The following is a 20621-nucleotide window of genomic DNA, read 5'->3' as shown; positions in this document are numbered from 1 at the left end:
GCCTGCGTCTGCGCCCGCCAATGACCGTGTCCCTTCTTCCCCGGAAGCCATGGCCCGGGAAGTAAAACGATTGATTTCGGAGGCACGCCGCAGTGGCGATCCCCGTTTTCTGGGCTATGCCGAACGACTCTTCAAGCAACAGGCAGGGCAGGACTTAACAGATTCATTGCGGGTGCTAAGGGGAACGCTGGCCCAGAGCCTTCATCAGTTTGATGCGGCACGCCAAGACTTCAAAACCGTGCTCAGCCGCTCTGATGTGCCGACGCAAAGAGCTCAGGCGCTGTTAACCTTGGCCAACATCGAGATTGTTCAGGGAAATTATAACGAGGCACAGGCATTCTGTGAGCAGTTAACGGCAGAACGCCCAGGCTTGATCGCGGCGAGCTGTCACGCCCAGGTGGCCGCCCGCACCGGAGCCGCCGAATCCGCGTACAACAAGCTGGCCGCCGTAACCCGGTTCGGAAACGGCGCAAACAACCAGGGTTACCTCTGGGCCCAGGGCACGCTGGGCGACATTGCCGCACAACTCGGCTACGCCTCTGCCGCCGGGCACTGGCAGCAGGTGCTGAGCCAGGATCCGGATGATTTGTACATTCGGGCACAGTTGGCGGACTGGTACGTTCAGAATGACAATCCCGAACAGGCTCTGGTTCTCACTGAAGGTTATGAGGCCGTAGACAATCTGGCGGTTATTCGCGCCATCGCCATGCGACGCGTGAACGATCCAGGCGAACAGGCCCTGGCTTCCCGGTTGCGAGAGCGGTTTGAAGAAGCTATATGGCGCGGCTCCATGTTGCATCAACGTGATCTGGCCCGCTTCGAGCTGGATATCGACCAGCGACCAGAGGATGCCGCCGCGCATGCGATATCCAATTGGGCAACACAACGCGAACCCCTGGATACCCGCCTGGCACTCAGAGCCGCTATTGCGGCGCAAGACAGCGCAGCGCTCAGCCAGCTACGTGCCTGGCTTAAACAGCACAATCAAGCGGACGCCCGCTATCCGGAGGAGTCGTGATGTCCGCCAAACAGCTTTTGGCCATGGTAGCCATGTTGGCTTTCGCAGGCTCGGCCCTGGCCCACAAGGCGAGTGACAGCTTTCTTTACGTGGACATGGATGCCTCCGAGGTAAGAATTGATGTGGCCCTGCGAGACCTGGCGTTGCTGGTTCCCCTGGACGCAAACGGTGACCAGAACGTAACGGGCCAGGAACTTCGTGCCCAGCGGAACCTCGCCACGCAAACGGTTGAAAACGCCATTACTCTGACCACCGAGCAGGGCGCCTGTCAGCTCAGGGGGCAGGACTGGGGTTTGAGCTCACACAGCGACGGTCCTTATCTGGCCGCCCGGTACCGGGTTGAGTGCCCTGACGGCGAGCTTCCGGAACAGATCAAGTACACGCTGCTGTTCGATCGGGACAGCCTGCACCGGGGGCTGGTCGAGATCACCTCGGGAGACACCCGGTCTCTCACGGTGTTGTCTCCCGAGCAGCAGATTGTTGACCTCACCGCGGGTCCGATTGGGGCGTGGAGCACCTTCAAAACGTTTCTCTATGAGGGCATTGTTCACTTGCTGGCGGGGCTCGATCACATATTGTTTCTGTTAGTGCTGATATTGCCGGCTACGTTGATCACCCGCGAACAGCAAGACCAGGGCAAAGATCGATCATTAAAATCACGGTTGCTGCAGTTAACAGGCATCGTGACGGCCTTTACGGTGGCCCACTCGATTACTCTGGCACTGTCTGCATTGAATATAATCAGGCTGCCGATAGCTTGGGTAGAAATCGTGATTGCGCTCTCCATCGCCGCAGCCGCGCTCAATGTAGTCTGGCCCTTTCTGGGCCGGAAAACCTGGAAGCTGGCGTTCGCGTTCGGGCTGGTGCACGGCTTCGGCTTTGCCAGCGTGTTGGCCGACCTGACCGGCGGTATTTCCAACCTGGCGGTTGCCCTCGCTGGCTTCAATCTGGGCGTGGAGTTTGGGCAGCTAGGCTTGCTGATCATTGGCTTCCCACTGCTGTATGCCCTGGCACACGTTAAGGTGTATCAACGGATTGTGGTGCCGCTGATTCTTCTGGGCGTAGGCGCCGTAAGCTTGATGTGGGTGGCAGAGCGGGCGAGCTCTATTTAGAGACGTTACGGTTAAAACCCGAAAAGCCGGGCTGTTAATAAGCCCGGCTTTTGCTTTACGACTTCACAGTGTCAGATCAGTGCAGCGCTCGCAGCTGCCGTGGATAAAGCGCCGCGCTTACTTCGGGCTCTTCCAGAAGGTCAGACAACTCAAGGTCCAAATCACTTTCTTCGCCGTGCTCGGGCAGAGGCTCAAACAAAGTGCTGAGCCAGGATGCAACCGAAGGTTCCTCATCACGCTTGTAATCCGTAGACAACGCCTTGATTCGGCGAAAGCCGATGATGCGTTGATGCTTCGGATCACGGATCTGTTCAAACCCTCTCCAGTACACGTGATCCCGGGTATGGAGCTGCACGAACAACGTGTCTATTGGCTCGCTTGACTCGTCCTCGGTGCGGTCTTGAGAGCTGTCCACCACGGCCTCAGCCGAGGTTTCAATGCCTTCCTCCTGTGCCGGTTTTGTTTTTTTGTGGCGGATGGTTGTCCATGCGGGGTAGAGAACCGCCACGGCGTCTGCCTCAACATGTTCGCGGGCAGCGCGGAGAATCAGTCCCCAGCGTGCCTTGTCGGCATCGGTTTCCAGTGAGTTAATGGGCAAGTCATAGCTTTGTTCGCTGGCCAGAACAATCGCCATCATGGGAGCGTCAAGCTCCCCCATGGCTTCTGCCTGTGCTACGGATACCAGATCGTCGATTGCCATCGGTTGGTTCATAATACGCTCGCCTCCTCGATGCCATCAGGGTATTTCAGGAAGAAGATCTCCCTGATGTACAGCATAGCCTGTTAGGCATACAAAGATAAACGTGGGCTTTACGTCAACGGATCACAACCCGCAAGGTCGCAACGTTAAAAGTATCAACCCGCAGCCGGGAACGCATTTTCAAGTCGCTCGTAATAACCAAGCCAGGGCGCAGCCTCTTCAAGCTCGGCCGCCAATTGCAGCAATACGTCCTCACCACCATGGGATGCGCCAAACTGCACGCCAACCGGAAGGCCCTCGGCTGTCCAGTGCATGGGCACCGACATGGCGGGGGTTCCGGTGAGATTGGCAAACTGTGTAAACGGCGTTCGAGCGAGACTTTCCATCGCCATCTGATCTACCTGGCCGCTGCGATGCAGCGTTTTCCCGGCTTTGAGCGCCAACATCAGCTTTGCCGCCAGCTTCAGGTGTGCCGGTGTTTCCAACTCACCGATGCGGGCGGGCAATTGGCCGGTGGTGGGGCACAGGTAGAGATCATAACGGCCAAAAAAGACCGCCAGGGCACGGGCGAACTCGTTCCATTGCTGGCGGCGAAGCACGTAATCTGACAGCGGCATGGTGTTGCCCAGCATTCCAATCAGCCGGGTATCCAGCTCAAAATCGCTGTCCCTGGCGCCAAACTGGTCCTTGGCCTTCGCCATCATGGCGGCAACCTCACCAAAATAAAGACCCAGATAGCAGCGTGCCAGTGCCATACCATCAAACTCCGGCCGGGCGTATTCAACCTTGTGCCCCAGGCCTTCCAGAATTCGCGCCGTTTCCTCAACCGCCGCCATGCATTCCGGCGCAACCGACGTGTTGTAGGGAGACGACGTGAACACGCCAATCTTCAGATTGCCCGGTGATTTTCGCATCAAATCCCCATAAGCGGAGCCCGGGGCCGGGATAACAAATGGATCGCCGGGCGCCGCGCCACGCAGCACGTCCAGCATGGCTGCGCTGTCGCGCACGGTGCGGGTAACCACATGGTCCGTGGAGGCGCCGGTCCAGGATTCGCCTGCAAGGGGGCCACTGGAAATGCGACCACGAGAGGGTTTGAGCCCGAACAGTCCGTTATAGGCTGCGGGTATCCGGATGGAGCCGCCACCGTCGTTGGCCCCGGCCATGGGCACAATGCCGGCCGCAACGGAGGCGCCGGAGCCGCCGCTTGAGCCACCGGGAGTTAGCTGAGTGTTCCAGGGGTTGCGCGATGGCCCCCACAGTTCCGATTCAGTAATCGCCTTGAGACCGAACTCCGGCGTTGCCGTTCGCCCTAAAAAAACCAGCCCGCCTGCGCGGGCCCGGCGCACAAACTCGGAATCCTGTGACGCAATATTATTTTTAAAGCTGCGACTGCCATAGGTGCAGGGTTGACCAGCCTGTTCCTGCGCCAGATCCTTGAGTAACAGAGGAACACCAGCAAACACGCCTTGCTCAGGAAAATCCTGCTTCAGCGCATCGGTAAACTGGGGCGAGCAGATCGCATTAAGAGAACCGTTCACAGAGGTTGCCCGTTGCACTGCAGCCTCGCATACTTCACCGGAGGTCACTTCACCACGGCGTATCAGATCCGCCAATGCAGTGGCATCGTAACGAAGATATTCAGACTGCTTCATAGTAGCGCCCATTTGTTATTGTGGTGCTCGGGTTATCACGGACCTATCGTTTATGAACTCACTATTCGCAAGCTTACGTCAGCTTGTCCTGATTTTCATCCTGACCACGCTCGTGCAAGTGCCTGCGCTGGCCGAAGAGGATCAGGCCAGGGATGAACCTGCTGCCCCCGCCGGCTGGAAAGCTATTGTGAGGAATTCGCCTTACTGGGTGAGCCAGGGCGTTTACAAGAACATTCTCACCATCCGTCGCTGGGTACTGGAAGAGTCGGGATATTGCTCAAACCCGGATCGCCACATTCTGTTCGACATGCGGGGGGAGTTTCTGGGCTGGATCAGTAATGGTGACGACAGTGCAACAACGCAAAAATACTTGAACGATATCCGCCAGTCGCTGCACGACGACGGGCGGACCGACGAATGGATTGCCGGTGATGCTGACACAAGGGGTTATCCGTTTGCCCTGGCCTGTGACCAGCCCCATGTTGATCTGGACGCCTCCGTTAACCGGTATCTGGGCTCACAGGCAACAGATCGCGTGTGGGGCGCCTGGGATGACCTCTCGTTCGCCACCCGCGAACAGCCCGGCTCTTTGCACGATGCGCTCATGTACATTATTCAGCGCCGGAGCGAGCAAAATCGTTTTAAGCTGCCCGAGGTTCTGACCCGATATCTGGCCGGGCAAATTCTGATTGAAAGCGGGGGGCAGGTGCGCGCGCACTCCAGCGCCAACGCCAAGGGCATTCTTCAGCTTTCACCGTCCGCACTGAACGACTGCCAGATCAAACCACAAAACTATTGGCATCGTCTGGCGCAAATCGATTGTGCGCTGCGCCTGATGCACCAGAACGCCCGCAATCTTCAGCCGGCGTTCGACATGCGTTTTGGCCACCTGCCGCAAAGCAAACGCAATGAACTGTTCATGCTGTTATTGGTTCAGGCCTACCACGGGGGCGCAAGCCGTGTTCAGGCGCTTCTTGATGACGAGATCCTGGCCAAACCTGCTGAGTACTTTGCAGCCCATCACGAGCGTTTTACCGCCGGCGATATCGCGTTTGGTATGGTGTTCCACAACCTGGGTCGGGACAGGCTGGGGTTGGCGTCATTGTATTACGTTGCGGATGTGCAATTGGCAACCGAAACGCTGTGCCAGACCCCCAAGCTCAGATCCGCAGAGTTCTGCGCATGGCGCCCGTGATAACGCAGGCATGCGCACGCTGATTATTGCCCTGGCGCGGGCGTTATTGCTACCCGGTTGCGGCCCTGGGATTTCGCAAGATAAGCGCCTTCATCTGCCCGTGCGATCACGTCTTTGGGGTCGCGATCTGCAGCCACCAGTTCGGTCATACCAATACTGGCGGTGACTCCGAACCGGCGCCCGTCCTGCTCCACCTCAAGGGCCTCAACCCCGGCACAAATACGCTCGGCAAGCGCTTGTGCCCTGGCCAAACCGCACGCCGGCAGAATAATACCAAACTCGTCACCGCCAAGCCGGGCAACCGTATCCGCGCGGCGTACCGTCTCCTGGAACAGATCCGCGAGGCGCCGGAGCAGCTCATCACCGAGCAAATGCCCACCTTCATCGTTCACGGGTTTGAAGTGGTCGAGATCAATCAGCAACAGCACCGAACTCGCGCTTTGACGCGCCGCTTCACCAAGACATTTATTCAGCGACACCATGAAGGCGCGACGGTTCAACAGGTGAGTAAGGCTGTCGTGCGTCGCTTCCCAGGACAATCGTTCTTCTTCACGCCGGCGCTCCGTATCATCCCGCAGCACAAATACCAGCCGTTCATCCTTCCGCCCCTGACGAATGTGAATCATGCTGAGATCCACATCAAAAATACCCTCGCTGCAATTGCGCAAGGTAACGTAGAGGCTGTCAAGATCGTCGCGCTCAAGAAACCACTCATGGCTGAGCGCCTGGTCTTCGTGATCAATGCTAACCAGTTCAAACACGTTTTTGCCCACGTATTCTCCGTCAGCGTCCAGGAAACGACCTACCGCGTGATTTGCGTAGCGAATAACCCCGCCCGTGTCTGCCATCAGCACGCCGTCCTGCATCACTCCCAGTATGTTTTCCGCTCGTTGTTGCTCGTCCCGCAGCGCTTCCTCTACTTCAAGCTCATGAGAAATATCCCGCACAACCGTGATGGTACCCATCACCTTTTCCGATGTTTCAAGCGTGGCCGTCATCACCTCGCACCAAACCGGGCGGCCAGCGTTCAGCTCCTGCAGCCGGAAGCGCTCACTGAACACGGCCTGCTGGTGCAGGGCCTGGTGCCAGCCATCTGTAACGGCCTTGCGATCACCTTCCAGGATGCAGTCGAACAAGGGCGTGCCGCCAAGCTCGGCCAACGTCCTGCCAACAATGCTTTCAAATACCGGATTCACAAACTCGATACGACCAAGAACATCGGCCTGCACAATGCCGATGGGCGCGCCACGGGTCAGTGAACGGAAAAACGCCTCCCGCTCGGCCAGAGAGCTCAGAACATCGTCGCGCTCATCCATCACCATGTTAAATATATCGGCCACCTGGCGAATTTCCGAGCCCCCAACGCCACCGACAGGTTTGGTTCGCACGCCCAGATGGCGCTCATGCACCTGTTGCCCCAGGTCCTGTAACGGCGCCATGAGGCGACGAAAACGCCACATGGCAAGCGGAACAACCAACAGGATCACGGCCAGCAACATCCACAAAAAGGCATCCTTAATACGCGTGGCAGGTGCATAGGCTTCCCGGGCCGGCCACGCGGCTGCCACAAACCAGGGCACTTCAAGCATCTGCTGTACCGACAGGATAATATTCTCGCCCTCGCTGTTACGCGTGTTGGCCGTTCCCTCAAGACCATCCATGGCGCCCTGGAGTATCGGGTTGGTGCTTTTTAGCAACTGCATGACATCACCGGTGCGGCCATTTGCCAGAGCCGTCCCACTGCGCGTCACTATGGCCAGGTAACCGGTTTTGCCAATGCGAATATCGGACAAATCTTTAATCAGATGCTCCCCGGCAAGCGAAATTGCGCCCCCGAGCATGCCAATAAAACGCTGCTGATGGTCGAACACAGGAGCCGCCACCATAACGGCGGGCTTTCCCTGATAGTACGAACGGTATGGCTGGCTAACCAACGGAGTCAGTTGCCCCGAGACCTGGCGAAAGTATGGGCGGCTGCTGACGTCCATCCCGATCATATTCAGCGCCTCAGGGTACTCGGCAAGTATTTTACCCTGGGCATCGATCAGGTAGAGACCATCGAAAAGGTGCTTTAGTGCGGCCTGCCGACGCATCAGTATTTTCGCGCGCGCCTCAAAAGCGATTCCACTCATGGTGAATCCCTGGGCCACGTGTGTGAGTGCTTCCCGACGCTTTGACAGCTTGTCATCCAGCTCGCCTGCAACCAATTGTGCAATGGTGGCCACCTGCTTTGTGGCTTGCTGCTCAAGTTCGGCCCGGCTGAGGAGCGAACCGGTGAGCGCAACCAACAACGCTGTCAGAACCACAACACCGACAACCAGAAGCACTGCCCGATTCACCAGACTGTTTAACCAACGGCTGATCAGCACCGCAGAATGGCTCTGTTATGAAGGGATTGTGTGCAGATAGTACGGCCTCCGGTTTCAAATCAAATCGTTCGCAAGAGTGCGTTCAACAGCGACATGAATTCTAACAGAGGCCCGGAACCTGGAAGATTACATACTTGCAAATTCAACGATAATCGTTATGATTTGCATCAAGCTTACGAAAAGGCACTAAAAGCCATGAATAATCTCCTGGGTCCACTCAGTTCCACTGCGGCGGATGGCCCGCTCAACCAACTGTTAGCCATGGGTGGCCCGGTGATGCTGGTGCTGCTTGGGATGGCCGTGCTGGGCCTCGTCACGTTTATCTATCTGATACTTTTGGGCGCACTTTACGCGCCCAGATTGTCCAAAAAACTTAAAACCACTATTACGCTTTGGCAACAGGACCCTGCCAGAGTGAACCCTCAGGCCATTCGTGAGCAAACAAGCCGCTGGGCGAAACTGAACCCCCTGCAAAATCTGATAACCAATACCATTGAGGCGCTTCAGAAAAACAAGGATGGCCAGCAGGTACGCGAAACTTCTGCGCGAGATGCACAGCAGTCACTTGAACCTTTTGAAGCGCCACTGAAAATTATTGAGGTCATCGCCGCCCTTGCGCCCTTGCTTGGTCTGCTGGGAACCGTTCTGGGCATGATGGACGCCTTCAGCGCCATGGCTGCAACAGAAGGCCGCGCCAATGCGTCGCAGCTAAGTGGCGGCATCTATGAGGCCCTGACCACAACCGCCGCCGGCCTTATTGTCGCCATACCGTTCTCAGCGCTCGCGGCCTGGATAGAATTCCGGCTGAAGCGCATTCACAAAGTGATCAACGGTTCTTTGGTTTCTGTGCTGAGCGTGACGCCCAAAGTTTTTTCCGGCCAACCTGAACCTGTCAACGAGCAGGCGTTCGAGAATCGCGACCGACCACGCTTCGCCCATGCAACTGATTGAACCCAGGCCCAATCGGCCTCTCCCGATTCGCATTACGCCCTTGATTGATGTGGTGTTCATTCTGCTGGTGTTTTTTATGCTAACCAGCCGGCTGCTGCCGGTGGATCATCTGGAGCTTGCCAACAGCACTGACAATCGCAGCACCGTCACAGGCGAACCACTGCCATTACTGACCGTCACTCAGGCGGGCGAGGTACAGTGGCAGGAACTGACACTCCCCATAGCGCAGTTGCTGCCTGAATTGCGCCACGCCGGCATTTCCGAAGTCAATCTTACAACCGCGCCCAACGCTCAGCTGAGCCTGTTCACCGCCACCCTGGGCGAGCTGTCACGTGATGGTATCCAAACCCACTGGAAACGGGCGACCGAAGAAACACCATGACCGAACTGGCACCTCCGCCCTCCACCTCCGGCACGTCGCTAATGGACCGGGTGGAGAGAGCGCTTTTACCGCTCATCAACCTGGTTTTTCTGCTGCTGATGTTTTTTATCGTAGCCGGCCAACTCGCCGATGACGCTTTGCCCGATCTGCCGGCCACACCACCAGGCACCCAGCAGCACTCACCCCGTGCCGACTTGCTGGTGGACGCCAAAGGTAACTGGCGCATCCGTGGAGAAACACTGGATGAACAAGCGCTGCTTCAGCAACTGCCAAAGCCGGACGCACAGAACCCCCTGAAAATAGCCGCCGCCGGCACCATCGCCATGGCTGACCTGGAACGCCTTTTTCGCACCCTGGAGCAGGGCGGCTATAAAGAAATTCTGCTGTTGACGGAGCCTGAAACGTGAACGGAACGGGAAGGGCGGTTCGCTTGAGCCTGGTGGCCATCTCCGTTGTGCTGAGCGCGGGGATTCTCATGGCCGCTATGCCCAAGACGCCCATCGAGATAAACCAGCTCGGCAATGCGACCGTCAATACAGCCCCCGCTATCAAGATTTCTCTCGCTGGCAAAACAACCCCGGCACCTGCGGAAGAAGCAAAGCCCGAACCTGAGCAAAAATCCAAGCCAAAACCAAAACCAAAACCAAAACCAAAACCTGAAGCAAAACCTGAAGCAAAACAGGCGCCCATCCCAGAGCCAGAGCCAGAGCCAGAGCCAGAGCCAGAAAAGGTAACGCACCTTGAAACCTCGGACATCAGCACCCCTGAGCCAACGGATACTGCGCCAAAAGAGGCGCCAGAAGGCGAACGCTCTGACCTGTCGCCCGAGACTGGCGATTCCGAGTCGCAATCCCGAGTCCCGTTACAGAACGCTGGCAATCCCTCAGCCGTCAATGACTACCTGTCAAGATTGAGCCGGCACCTTTCCCGGTTTTATGAATACCCCCGGCGGGCACGCCGTCTGGGCCAGGAAGGTGCGCCGGTTATCACCTTTGAATTCCGCCGGGACGGCTCGCTTATCGGGCGCAGCTTACGCACTAAATCTGGCCACCCGCTGCTGGATAAAGCCGCTCTTTCCATGCTGGAGCAAGCGGCACCCCTGCCTCCCGTGCCGGATGACATGTCTGGCCGAACGTTCAGCTACGCATTGCCCGTCAGGTTCAGCCTGCGCTGACATTCGCACCAAGGCGGTACAAATCGCACTGAGCCGGTGCAGGAAATTTCGGTTGTTTGCAACCAACCCTGGCCGCACTTCATCGCATTAACCATTGAATAAAAAGGCTTTTATTAAAACTTTTCAAGACTGGCACGGCATCTGCTGAGGCTTGTTCAGCAGATCTTGGTTATCTGCCCAAACTCAAAACGGTTTCAGACAACGGCGTCTGCTCACACCGGCCAATCAACGGCGGCCTGAGAGCAATGCCGTTTTTTTACGCCTGTCGAAAAGACGGCCAGAAAAGCCCAGGGGATCACTCTATGTCTTACATCATGCCTTCGGAATTCGTCACCAAAATGGTGGACGCCGGCGAATCCAAAATTTACATGGCCACCCGGGATGTGCTGATCCGGGCGTTCATGGCCGGCGCCATTCTGGCTTTGGCGGCGGTATTTGCCATTACCGTGGCCGTTCAGACCGGCAGCCCGCTGGCCGGCGCCATTCTGTTCCCGGTCGGATTCTGCATGCTTTACTTAATGGGCTTCGACCTGCTCACCGGTGTATTCATGCTGACGCCATTGGCCCTGCTGGACAAACGGCCCGGGGTCGACGCCAAAGGCATACTACGCCACTGGGGCTGGGTGTTTCTGGGCAATTTCGGCGGCGCACTGACCGTCGCGTTGATCATGGCCTTTGTCTTCACCTACGGCTTTAACACCGACCCAGGCGCCGTTGGCGACAAGATTGCCAGCGTAGGCAAAACCCGCACTCTGGGCTATGCCGAATACGGAACGGCCGGCTGGGTAACGATTTTTCTGCGCGGCATGCTGTGCAACTGGATGGTTTCTCTGGGTGTGGTGGGCGCAATGATTTCCACAACGGTGCCGGGCAAGGTGCTGGCCATGTGGATGCCGGTCATGCTGTTCTTTTACATGGGCTTTGAGCACTCAATCGTCAACATGTTCCTGTTCCCGTTCGCCCTGATGATGGGCGGCGAGTTCTCCATCCTGGACTACTTCGTCTGGAACGAGATCCCGACTGTGCTGGGCAATCTGGTGGGCGGCCTGTCCTTTACCGGTCTTACTCTCTATGCCACGCACATTCGCACTGCGCCCAAGCGTAACTTCCCTGGCAGCTACGAGGGTGTGAAAACCCGCGCCAACTAAACCACTGCAGAGCGCACGAAGCCCGAAGCTGCATCTTCCGGGCTTTGTGCCGTTGTCTGAGGCAAAATTACCCATGATCTCCCAGCTTTCGGTTACCACTGGCCAGCACTCGGACAAAGGCCACAAGCCGGTTAACCAGGACTTCCATGGCCTGATTATTCCAGGCAATCAACAACTGCAGTCCAAAGGCATCGCGGTGGCCATCGCCGACGGCATCAGCTCCAGCAACGTCAGCCAGATTGCCAGTGAGTCTGCGGTCGCGGGGTTTTTGAGTGACTACTACTCGACTCCGGAGAGCTGGTCGGTCAAACAGTCCGCTCAACGGGTATTGCGAGCAAGCAACGCCTGGCTGCATGCCCAGACCCGGCAAAGCCGGTACCGGTATGATCAGGATCGCGGTTATGTGTGCACCCTCAGTGTGCTGATCCTGAAATCCGCCACAGCCCACCTCTTCCATGTGGGCGACGCTCGCATTTATCGATTACAGGGTAAGGTTCTGGAACAACTGACAACCGATCACCGGGTCTGGCTGTCTCGGGACGAAAGCTGCCTGAATCGGGCCATGGGCCTGAGCTCGCAACTGGACATTGACTACCTGACCGTACCTGTGTGGCCCGGTGACACCTTTGTGCTGGCAACCGATGGCGTGTACGAGCACTTGTCGGAAGGCGACATGGCCGGAATCATCCGGGAATCCGGCGACGATCCGGACGCTGCAGCCAGGCAGTTGATCGCAGCGGCACTCGCTCACGGCAGCGACGATAATCTGAGTGCGCAGATTGTGCGAGTGGACTCGATACCCACTCAAAAGAGCAATGAAGACATTACTCTGGATGCCCACCAACTGCCGTTCGCTCCCGAGCTGTTGCCGGGGCAGTTGTTGGACGGCTACCGGGCCCTGCGGCTGATTCATGCCAGCAGCCGCAGCCATGTCTACCTGGCGGTGGACGAGGCCAGCAATCGACAAGTGGCCATCAAAGTACCGGCCATGGACATGCAGCAAGACCCCAGAGCGCTGGAACACTTCAACACGGAGCAATGGGTGGCCCAGCGCATCAACAGCCCCCATGTGGTGCGACCCTTTGCGCCACAACGGCAACGCAGTTGTCTGTACCTGGCCACCGAATACGTGCAGGGAACCAGTCTCAAGCAATGGTTGCTGGACAACCCGAACCCACCCCTGGAGACCGTGCGCCAGTTGGTGGAACAAATAGCCCGGGGGCTGCGGGCTTTTCACCGGTTGGAAATGGTGCACCAGGACCTGAAGCCGGACAATATTCTGATCGACGACCAGGGCACCTTAGTGCTGATCGACTTTGGCGCAACCCGCATCGCCGGCCTGCAGGAACTCCGGGAGCATAACGAACCCACCTGGCCCCGGGGCGCAGCACTTTACAGCGCACCGGAAACCTTTCTGGGCGAACCCACCAACTGGCAGGCCGACCAGTTTTCCCTTGGTGTGATTACCTACCAGCTGCTAACCGGCCAATTGCCCTACGGCACCCGCGTGCCAGGCATCCGCAATCAGAACCAGTTGCGCCGGCTTACCTACCACCCCGCCCGCCTGTACCGCGACGACCTGCCAGGCTGGGTGGATGAGGCCCTCGCGCGGGCCCTGCATCCGGAACCCCACAAACGTTATCCGGCACTGTCTGAATTTATGTTCGATCTGCGCCAGCCCGGTCATCACTGGCAAAAACAACATCGTAAACCTCTGATCGAGCGCCATCCGCTGGGCTTCTGGCAAGGGCTGTCGGTCCTGTTGCTGCTCGCCCTCGTGCTGTCGTTCGTCTATCGACTGTAATCCGGGCAACTTGTTGCCCGACCAGCAAAAGCTCGCCCGATCGCCAGGCAAGGGTTTGCTCATCACTCTGAAGCCTCGGCCGGAAATATTTTTATCTCTTTGTTTTTAAAGATTTTTATTATGTTGGCATACACATTGTAATGAGAAAGCCCGTCCAGGGAACACCCCGGGGACGAACATTCACTTAAATGTCACGGAGCAGACAATGCCAACTCCTTGTTATATCTCTATCGAAGGCCAAACTCAGGGCAACATCACCGCCGGTGCCTTCACATCCGATTCGGTCGGTAACATCTACGTTGAAGGGCACGAAGACGAAGTGCTGGTTCAGGAATTCAGCCACGTTGTTACCGTTCCCACAGATCCCCAGTCTGGCCAGCCTTCCGGCCAGCGCGTGCACAAGCCGTTCAAATTCACATCCGCACTGAACAAAGCCACACCGCTGATGTACAACGCTCTGGCGTCTGGCGAAATGTTGCCGAAGGTAGAATTGAAGTGGTACCGCACCTCTGTAGAGGGCAAGCAGGAGCACTTCTTCTCCACCATTCTGGAAGACGCCACCATCATCGACGTTAACTGCAACATGCCACACTGCCAGGACACCGCCAGCGCTGATTTCACACAGCTGGTCACCGTTTCCCTGTCCTACCGCAAGGTAACCTGGGAACACGCCGTTGCCGGCACGTCCGGTGCAGACGACTGGCGTTCGCCAATCGAGGCGTAATACCTACCCGCTTATAAAAGAGAGCTGCAGCCTTGCTGCGGCTCTCTTTTTTGTTCCACAAAAACACCGAAATCCAAAAAAAGCGGGCGAAAATACGCGGGGGAAATAGTTTTTAGCACGTAAACATGACATCGTTGATCTTTATGATCATATCCACGATACACGCGCAGAATCTTGGCAATGTGATGTGCGAGGTCACGCACAGCATACTCTGGCAACCCGCCGCAGCCAGCGTCCAGCAACGGGCACCTGGCAGCACTCTGGCGTGCCGTGTGGGTTCCGGGCAGGCGACCTACCATCGTTTTGACCCGCAATTACAACAGCATCAGATTACCTACGGCCTCCGCATGATTCAGGCCAAACATCAGCCTGACACCGCCAGTGGCTGGCTCTCGGCTCGGGAAATCCATAAACAAGACTATTTCGGCGGCGAGTTGAGCACGCTCAATCTTTTGGCGCACACCTGCTGTCATGAGTTTGCGCATCTGCTGCAACACAGCGCCGGCAAGCGTTATCGCGGTTCGGTCCACAACCGGCACTTCTACGCCATTCTTGATGAGTTGCGTGAAAGTGGTCGTTCTGACGCGGTTCGGGAAGCACTGGCAAAGCGGGCGGTTGAGCGCCAGATTCCTTTATCCAGTGAACCTTTCGAGCTCCCCGATCCGGCGCTCCAGCCGTCGCCCTGGCAAGTAGAGGATGCGGTCGCCTTTGGCTCTGGCACTCGGGAGTTCCACGGAGTGATCATCCGGGTCAACCGGAAAACCTGTACCGTAGATGGAACGGGTAAATTCCGCGGTCGGCGCTATCGCGTTCCCATATCGATGCTGCGCAAGACACCCTGAGGCAGGGTCCAGGGTCCAGGGTTCTGGCTACCCGGCTTCTGTCAGCTCATGCTGCAACAGCTCCTGAATCTCGGGAACACAGGAGCCGCAGTTGGTGCCGCATTTCAGGGCTTTCCCCAGTGTCTCTACCGTATCCTGCCCGCCACGGATGGCGTTGATGATTTGACGGTCTCCCACCTGAAAACAGCTGCACACCAGCGCGCCGATCTCTTCTGTGTCAACCGCTCGCCCCGCCAGTAAACAGTTCCGCTGATCCTGGCTCAGCCGGTCCGCGGCAAAGCATTCATCCAGCCAGGCCAGATCCGGCAGGAGATCAACAGCGTTATCCACCAGAAGAACGGCCGCCAACCTGCCATCAACCACCCGGGCCGCCCGGAATCGGCCTTGCGCCGAATCGGCCATGACCATCTGCGGTTCTCCCGACAACAGTCCAGTCGCCTCAAACTCCCAGTTCATTCTCTGGCTGCCTGCCAGCCACCAACTATCACTGTGGGCCAAGGGCTGGCGGCACCAGTAGTCACAAAGCTCTGTTAGTCGCAGCTGCCTGTCGTCTTTAGGGCGCAGCATCAGACGGGCCTGCCACCTGCAGGGCAGCCGGCGAAGGCTGGCAACACCGTGCTTGCTTTCCGGCTGCCCGGAAATCGGGTCCGTTACGGCGGAGATCAGATTCGTTGCCACGCTTTGTGACGCAAAACATCCACTCCAGTGAATCGGTATAAACACGTCCCCGGGTCGCTGGTCTGATGTAATCCGGGCCCGACCAATAAAGGGCGCAGGCCCGGGGCCGGTGAGCTCACACAAAGCGCCTTCGCAAACATCAAGGCGAAGCGCATCGCGCGGGTGAATCTCAACGAAGGGTTCCTGGCGATGTGTCAGAAGCCGCGGTGCCAGCGCTGTCCGTGTCATGGTGTGCCATTGATCACGAATCCGACCGGTGTTGACCACGAAAGGATAATGGCGAGTTGGGGTCTGGCGGGGCAGCCCGGCAGAGATGGGCACCATCCGGGCCCGTCGGTCATCTGTGACAAAACGCCCGTCAGCGAACAATCGGGGGGTGCCGGTTGCAACACCGGCCTCATCCACCGTTACAGGCCACTGGATCGGCTTCAGTTGGTTGTACCGGGCCTCTGTCAGGTGGGCCAACGCTCCGATATCAAACATCTGACGGCCATCACTGACCTTGCAAGCGAGGCTTGAAAGCGCCGCGTGCTCCCGGAAAACATCCCCAGGGCTCTGATACGGGAAGGCCTTGGCATGCCCAAGCCCGCGCGCCACCGAAGCCAGTATGCGCCAGTCTGGCCAAACCTCGGCGGGCAAAGGCAGGAAGGCGCGCTGGCGGGAAATACAACGCTCCGAATTGGTTACGGTGCCGTCTTTTTCGCCCCAGCCAGCCGCCGGTAGCAAAATATCGGCAAACGCCGTGGTGTCCGTATTCGCCATACAATCGGACACGATTACCGTCGGACAACGTTCCAGCGCTTCACAAACCCGCGCCGAATCCGGCAGGCTAACCGCCGGATTCGTACCCATAATCCAGAGTACCTTGATGTCGCCGCGATGCACGGCCTCAAACAGATCAACGGCCTTCAACCCGGGGCCCTCCGGAAGGCGATCTGTACCCCAGAATCCGGCCAGCTGTTCGCGAGCCCCTACCGTGTCGTATTCCATATGAGCGGCCAGAGTATTGGCCAGGCCCCCGACTTCCCGGCCACCCATGGCGTTGGGCTGGCCGGTCAGCGAGAAGGGGCTGGCGCCCGGCCGGCCCACACGACCCGTAGCCAGATGGCAGTTAATAATGGCGTTGCACTTGTCAGTGCCGGTTACCGCCTGATTAACCCCCTGGGAAAACGCTGTCACAGTAAGAGGGGTTTCGGCGTACCAGCGGTAAAATCTCTCGACGTCGTCTTCGTCAAGATCGCATTGGGCCGCAACTGACACCACCGATGGCGCAATCTCTTGTGCACAAGCCAGCGTTTGTGCAAACCCGCTGCAGTGTTCCACAATGTAGCTCTGGTCTGTGGCTTCGTGCTGCACCAGCCACACCAATAAGCCGTTAAACAGAATCGTGTCGGTACCCGGTTTCAGTTTGAGGTGCATGTCCGCAAGCTCTGCCGTTGCGGTTCGGCGGGGGTCTATAACCACCACCCGACGGCCGGCCCGTTGCGAAGCCTGCATCCGCTGGTAAAGAACGGGATGAGCCCAGACGGCGTTGCTACCCGCCAGCACCAGAAGGTCCGCGAGCTCCAGGTCTTCATAACACCCTGGCACACAGTCCTCGCCAAACGCGCGTTTGTGGGCGGCCACTGCCGAGGACATGCAAAGACGGGAGTTGGTATCCACATGGGGCGTACCAATAAAGCCCTTGGCGAGCTTGTTGGCTACGAAGTAGTCCTCCGTCAACAACTGACCCGACAAGTAAAAAGCCACCGACCCCGGGCCGAACCGGGAGACTGCATCACGAATAGCGCTGGATACCTGGTCCAGGGCCTCTGACCAGCTCCGGTCCTCACCCGCAATTCGGGGCCTCAACAGCCTTCCCCGGGGCACCAGTGTTTCATGCAACGCCGAACCTTTCACACACAGCCGCCCCCGATTGGCCGGGTGGCTTTCGTCGCCGGTTACGCCTGATGGCGTCGCCGTAACGCCGCAACCCACGCCACAATAAGGGCAAGTGGTTTGCGTGCTGACAGTCGGTTTAACCATGGGATCCACGTCTTGCCCTCTTTGTCTGTGTTGGGTGGTTGTTCCGTTCATACCCGGGGCCGGCTGCAATAACAGGGCCAGCAGCGGCCTGCGGACAAGAAAATGGCTTTAAACGCGGTGCATGGCGCTCGTGGCCCGGCGACCAGGCTTTGACAACCGCTAAACCGATGTGCGGGGTTCGTTTCACAATGGTGCAAAAGACCGCCCGCCTGCACTAAAGCAATCCGGCAAGACCTGTAAAAACACCTTCTGGAACGGTGCATTTCCCCTTACGTGTTGTTTTAAAATGTTTTTTTATCACTGGCACACACTGTGCAATAGCTCAACCGAACATTCGGGACCATACAAATCAAACGGGCAAAGACGCCTGCCCTCCAACAGCGGAGGGCAGGCTTTTTTTTTGCACGAAGGAATGTCACGAGGTAAGAATTCATGAAAACACCCCTGAACATCATCACCGGAACATTCCACCAACTGGTTGGGCTGACCGCCGCGGTTTCCCTGATAACCGTCGCCGGCATCGCCCAGGCGGAGATCGGAGCGCCTGAAAAGCCGGATCTGAAACTTGGCTTTATCAAACTCACAGACATGGCGCCGCTGGCCGTCGCCTGGGAGCGCGGCTTCTTTCTGGATGAAGGTTTGTTCGTGGAGCTGGAAGCCCAGGCCAACTGGAAGGTCCTGCTGAACCGGGTTATTACCGGCGAGCTGGATGGCGCCCACATGCTGGCGGGCCAGCCCCTGGGTGCCTCCATCGGGTACGGCACCCAGGCCGATATCATTACTGCATTCAGCATGGACCTGAACGGCAACGGCATCACCGTCTCCAACGATGTCTGGGAGATCATGAGCCAACACATCCCGACGCAGAACGGCAAACCCGTGCACCCAATCAGCGCCAAATCGCTGAAACCGGCGGTTGAAGCGTCCCTTGCGAGGGGCGAACGCTTTCGCATGGGCATGGTCTTTCCGGTTTCGACCCACAATTACGAGTTGCGCTACTGGCTGGCGGCAGGTGGGCTGAACCCCGGCTATTACGCGCCCCAGCGAGGTGACACCAGCGGCACCCTGAAAGCGGACGTGCACCTGTCTGTCACACCGCCACCGCAGATGCCCGCCACCCTGGAAGCAGGCACCATTCAGGGCTACTGCGTGGGCGAACCCTGGAACCAGCAAGCCGTGTTCAAAGGTATAGGCGTTCCGGTCATCACCGACTACGAAATCTGGCCCAACAACCCGGAAAAAGTGTTCGGTGTCAGCCAGGCCTGGGCCGAGGAGAACCCCAATACCCATCTGCACCTCCTGCGCGCCCTGATCCGCGCCGCCCATTGGCTGGATGAGGACAACAATGCAAACCGGGAAGAGGCCGTCGAAATCCTCGCTCGCCCGAGCTACGTGGGGGCCGATACAGAAGTCATCGCCAACTCCATGACCGGCACCTTCGAGTATGAGAAAGGTGATATCCGCGAAGTGCCCGACTTCAATGTATTTTTCCGTTACCACGCCACTTATCCGTACCCGTCCGACGCCATCTGGTACCTCTCGCAAATGCGTCGATGGGGCCAGATCCCCGAGGCCAAGCCGGACGACTGGTATATGAAAACGGCCGCGCAGGTTTACCGCGGAGATATCTATGCCCAGGCCGCCAGATCCCTGATCGACGATGGCTTGATGGCGGCGGCGGATTTCCCCGACTTCAGCCAGGAAAATTTTACCCGCCCGCATCAAGGTGAGCTGATTGACGGCGTCGCGTTCACGCCACGCCAGCCCAACGCTTATATCGACCGTTTTGATATCGGCCTGAAAGGCGCCGACACACCGTAACCGGCAGTATCCAGGAGAACGACATGAGTACGCTAACCACCCCAAGAGCCGAAGCCGGCATTCGCGGCTGGTTGAAAGCCCTGACAGACCGATTGACGGGCATCGAACTGGCTCAGGCCGGAAAGCAGCTTTTGCTGCCAATGGTCGGCATCCTGATTTTCGTTGGCTTTTGGCACCTGGCCGCGCCCCAGGTGAACACCTCGCTGGGCACCTTTCCTGGCCCGGCGCAGGTTTGGGAGCAAAGTGGACAACTCTGGCAAGAACACGCCAACCAGCGGGAGCGGGCAGACAAGTTCGTGACCATGCAGGAGGAGCGGAACGCCGGCATTCTGGCGGACAACCCGGACGCCAAGGTGAAGATTCGCGGCTATCCCGGTGCCCCGACCTTTCCGGACCAGGTTGTCACCAGCCTGATCACTGTGCTGGCCGGCTTCGTTCTGGCGACGGTCATTGCCGTGCCGCTGGGCATCGTATTTGGCCTTAACCACTATTTTCAGGCGGCGGTTAACCCGCTGATCCAGATCTTCAAGCCGGTGTCGCCGCTGGCCTGGTTGCCGCTGGTCACCATGGTGGTTTCCGCCACTTACGTCAGTGACGATCCCATGTTCGAGAAATCGTTCCTCACGTCCATGATCACCGTCACTTTGTGCAGCCTGTGGCCTACGCTGATCAACACCAGCGTTGGCGTGGCGGCGGTGAACCCCGATCTGCTGAACGTATCCCGGGTTCTGCGATTGTCGTTCTGGACTCATGTGAGAAAGGTCGTGCTGCCATCATCCATACCCATGATATTTACCGGGCTTCGGGTTTCGCTGGGCATTGCCTGGATGGTGTTGATCGCCGCCGAAATGCTGGCTCAGAGCCCGGGGCTTGGCAAGTTTGTCTGGGATGAGTTCCAGAACGGCAGCAGCGAGTCACTCAGCCGGATCATGGTGGCCGTGCTGGCCATCGGTTTTATCGGCTTTCTGTTGGATCGCATCATGCTGATGATTCAGAAAAAAGTTGCGTGGAACGAATAAAAGG

General features: G+C 57.9%; 17 protein-coding genes. 13 read left to right on the top strand and 4 right to left on the bottom strand.

The genetic code is table 11. The features are described from left to right. A partial coding sequence (locus tag ENI00_RS06015) for a tetratricopeptide repeat protein (RefSeq protein WP_304100326.1) occupies window positions 1-1018 on the top strand: 1018 nt, incomplete at its 5' end. Beyond that, the gene (locus ENI00_RS06010) at window positions 1018-2130 is read left to right on the top strand and encodes a HupE/UreJ family protein (protein ID WP_304100323.1); all 1113 of its coding nucleotides are present in this window, start codon (window positions 1018-1020) and stop codon (window positions 2128-2130) included. The genes ENI00_RS06015 and ENI00_RS06010, both read left to right, overlap by 1 nt. A 76-nt stretch (window positions 2131-2206) precedes the next feature. On the opposite strand, the gene ENI00_RS06005 is transcribed toward ENI00_RS06010, so the two are convergent. Together ENI00_RS06005 and ENI00_RS06000 are read right to left on the bottom strand one after the other, a co-directional pair. Next, complete coding sequence (locus tag ENI00_RS06005; RefSeq protein ID WP_304100320.1) at window positions 2207-2842, bottom strand: hypothetical protein; 636 nt, start codon at window positions 2840-2842, stop codon at window positions 2207-2209. A 143-nt stretch (window positions 2843-2985) separates the two neighbouring features. Beyond that, complete coding sequence (locus tag ENI00_RS06000; protein WP_304100318.1) at window positions 2986-4485, bottom strand: amidase; 1500 nt, start codon at window positions 4483-4485, stop codon at window positions 2986-2988. 52 nt (window positions 4486-4537) lie between these two features. Here ENI00_RS06000 and ENI00_RS05995 point away from each other — a divergent pair, with 52 nt between their 5' ends. Then, window positions 4538-5680, top strand: a complete 1143-nt coding sequence (locus ENI00_RS05995; RefSeq protein WP_304100315.1) for a hypothetical protein — start codon at window positions 4538-4540, stop codon at window positions 5678-5680. Window positions 5681-5703: 23 nt separating this feature from the next. Here the strand turns inward: ENI00_RS05995 and ENI00_RS05990 are convergent, their stop codons facing one another. After that, complete coding sequence (locus ENI00_RS05990; RefSeq protein ID WP_304100312.1) at window positions 5704-8049, bottom strand: sensor domain-containing diguanylate cyclase; 2346 nt, start codon at window positions 8047-8049, stop codon at window positions 5704-5706. Window positions 8050-8244: 195 nt separating this feature from the next. Between ENI00_RS05990 and ENI00_RS05985 the strand changes: the two genes are divergently transcribed. The 8 genes from ENI00_RS05985 to ENI00_RS05950 all read left to right on the top strand — a co-directional run bounded on the left by ENI00_RS05985 (window position 8245) and on the right by ENI00_RS05950 (window position 15074). Further along, window positions 8245-9000: a MotA/TolQ/ExbB proton channel family protein gene (locus tag ENI00_RS05985; protein ID WP_304100309.1), complete on the top strand. Its 756-nt coding sequence runs from the start codon at window positions 8245-8247 to the stop codon at window positions 8998-9000. Continuing rightward, window positions 8987-9382, top strand: coding sequence for an ExbD/TolR family protein (locus tag ENI00_RS05980; RefSeq protein WP_304100306.1), 396 nt, complete (start codon window positions 8987-8989; stop codon window positions 9380-9382). Before ENI00_RS05985 ends, ENI00_RS05980 begins: the two co-directional genes overlap by 14 nt. Further along, on the top strand, window positions 9379-9789 hold the full coding sequence (locus ENI00_RS05975; protein WP_304100303.1) for an ExbD/TolR family protein: 411 nt from the start codon (window positions 9379-9381) through the stop codon (window positions 9787-9789). Before ENI00_RS05980 ends, ENI00_RS05975 begins: the two co-directional genes overlap by 4 nt. Continuing rightward, entirely contained in the window at window positions 9786-10556 is a 771-nt protein-coding gene (locus ENI00_RS05970) for an energy transducer TonB (protein ID WP_304100300.1), read from the top strand. Before ENI00_RS05975 ends, ENI00_RS05970 begins: the two co-directional genes overlap by 4 nt. A 302-nt stretch (window positions 10557-10858) precedes the next feature. Continuing rightward, window positions 10859-11704: a formate/nitrite transporter family protein gene (locus ENI00_RS05965; RefSeq protein ID WP_304100298.1), complete on the top strand. Its 846-nt coding sequence runs from the start codon at window positions 10859-10861 to the stop codon at window positions 11702-11704. A gap of 73 nt (window positions 11705-11777) precedes the next feature. Beyond that, on the top strand, window positions 11778-13508 hold the full coding sequence (locus ENI00_RS05960; RefSeq protein WP_304100295.1) for a bifunctional protein-serine/threonine kinase/phosphatase: 1731 nt from the start codon (window positions 11778-11780) through the stop codon (window positions 13506-13508). A 205-nt stretch (window positions 13509-13713) separates the two neighbouring features. Continuing rightward, the gene (locus tag ENI00_RS05955) at window positions 13714-14232 is read left to right on the top strand and encodes an Hcp family type VI secretion system effector (RefSeq protein WP_304100292.1); all 519 of its coding nucleotides are present in this window, start codon (window positions 13714-13716) and stop codon (window positions 14230-14232) included. A 125-nt stretch (window positions 14233-14357) separates the two neighbouring features. Further along, the gene (locus ENI00_RS05950; RefSeq protein WP_304100289.1) at window positions 14358-15074 is read left to right on the top strand and encodes a hypothetical protein; all 717 of its coding nucleotides are present in this window, start codon (window positions 14358-14360) and stop codon (window positions 15072-15074) included. Window positions 15075-15101: 27 nt separating this feature from the next. Here ENI00_RS05950 and ENI00_RS05945 read toward each other — a convergent pair whose 3' ends face one another. Next, a complete protein-coding gene (locus tag ENI00_RS05945; protein WP_304100287.1) occupies window positions 15102-17777 on the bottom strand; it encodes a nitrate reductase in 2676 nt (891 codons plus the stop codon). Between the two features lie 432 nt (window positions 17778-18209). Between ENI00_RS05945 and ENI00_RS05940 the strand changes: the two genes are divergently transcribed. Then, entirely contained in the window at window positions 18210-19598 is a 1389-nt protein-coding gene (locus ENI00_RS05940; protein ID WP_304100284.1) for a CmpA/NrtA family ABC transporter substrate-binding protein, read from the top strand. 23 nt (window positions 19599-19621) lie between these two features. Then, window positions 19622-20617, top strand: a complete 996-nt coding sequence (locus tag ENI00_RS05935; RefSeq protein WP_304100281.1) for an ABC transporter permease — start codon at window positions 19622-19624, stop codon at window positions 20615-20617. Window positions 20618-20621: the final 4 nt, after the last annotated feature.

This window comes from Marinobacter antarcticus (assembly GCF_011049865.1).
GTDB lineage: Bacteria > Pseudomonadota > Gammaproteobacteria > Pseudomonadales > Oleiphilaceae > Marinobacter > Marinobacter antarcticus_A.
This window is presented reverse-complemented; position numbering and strand designations above follow the sequence as displayed.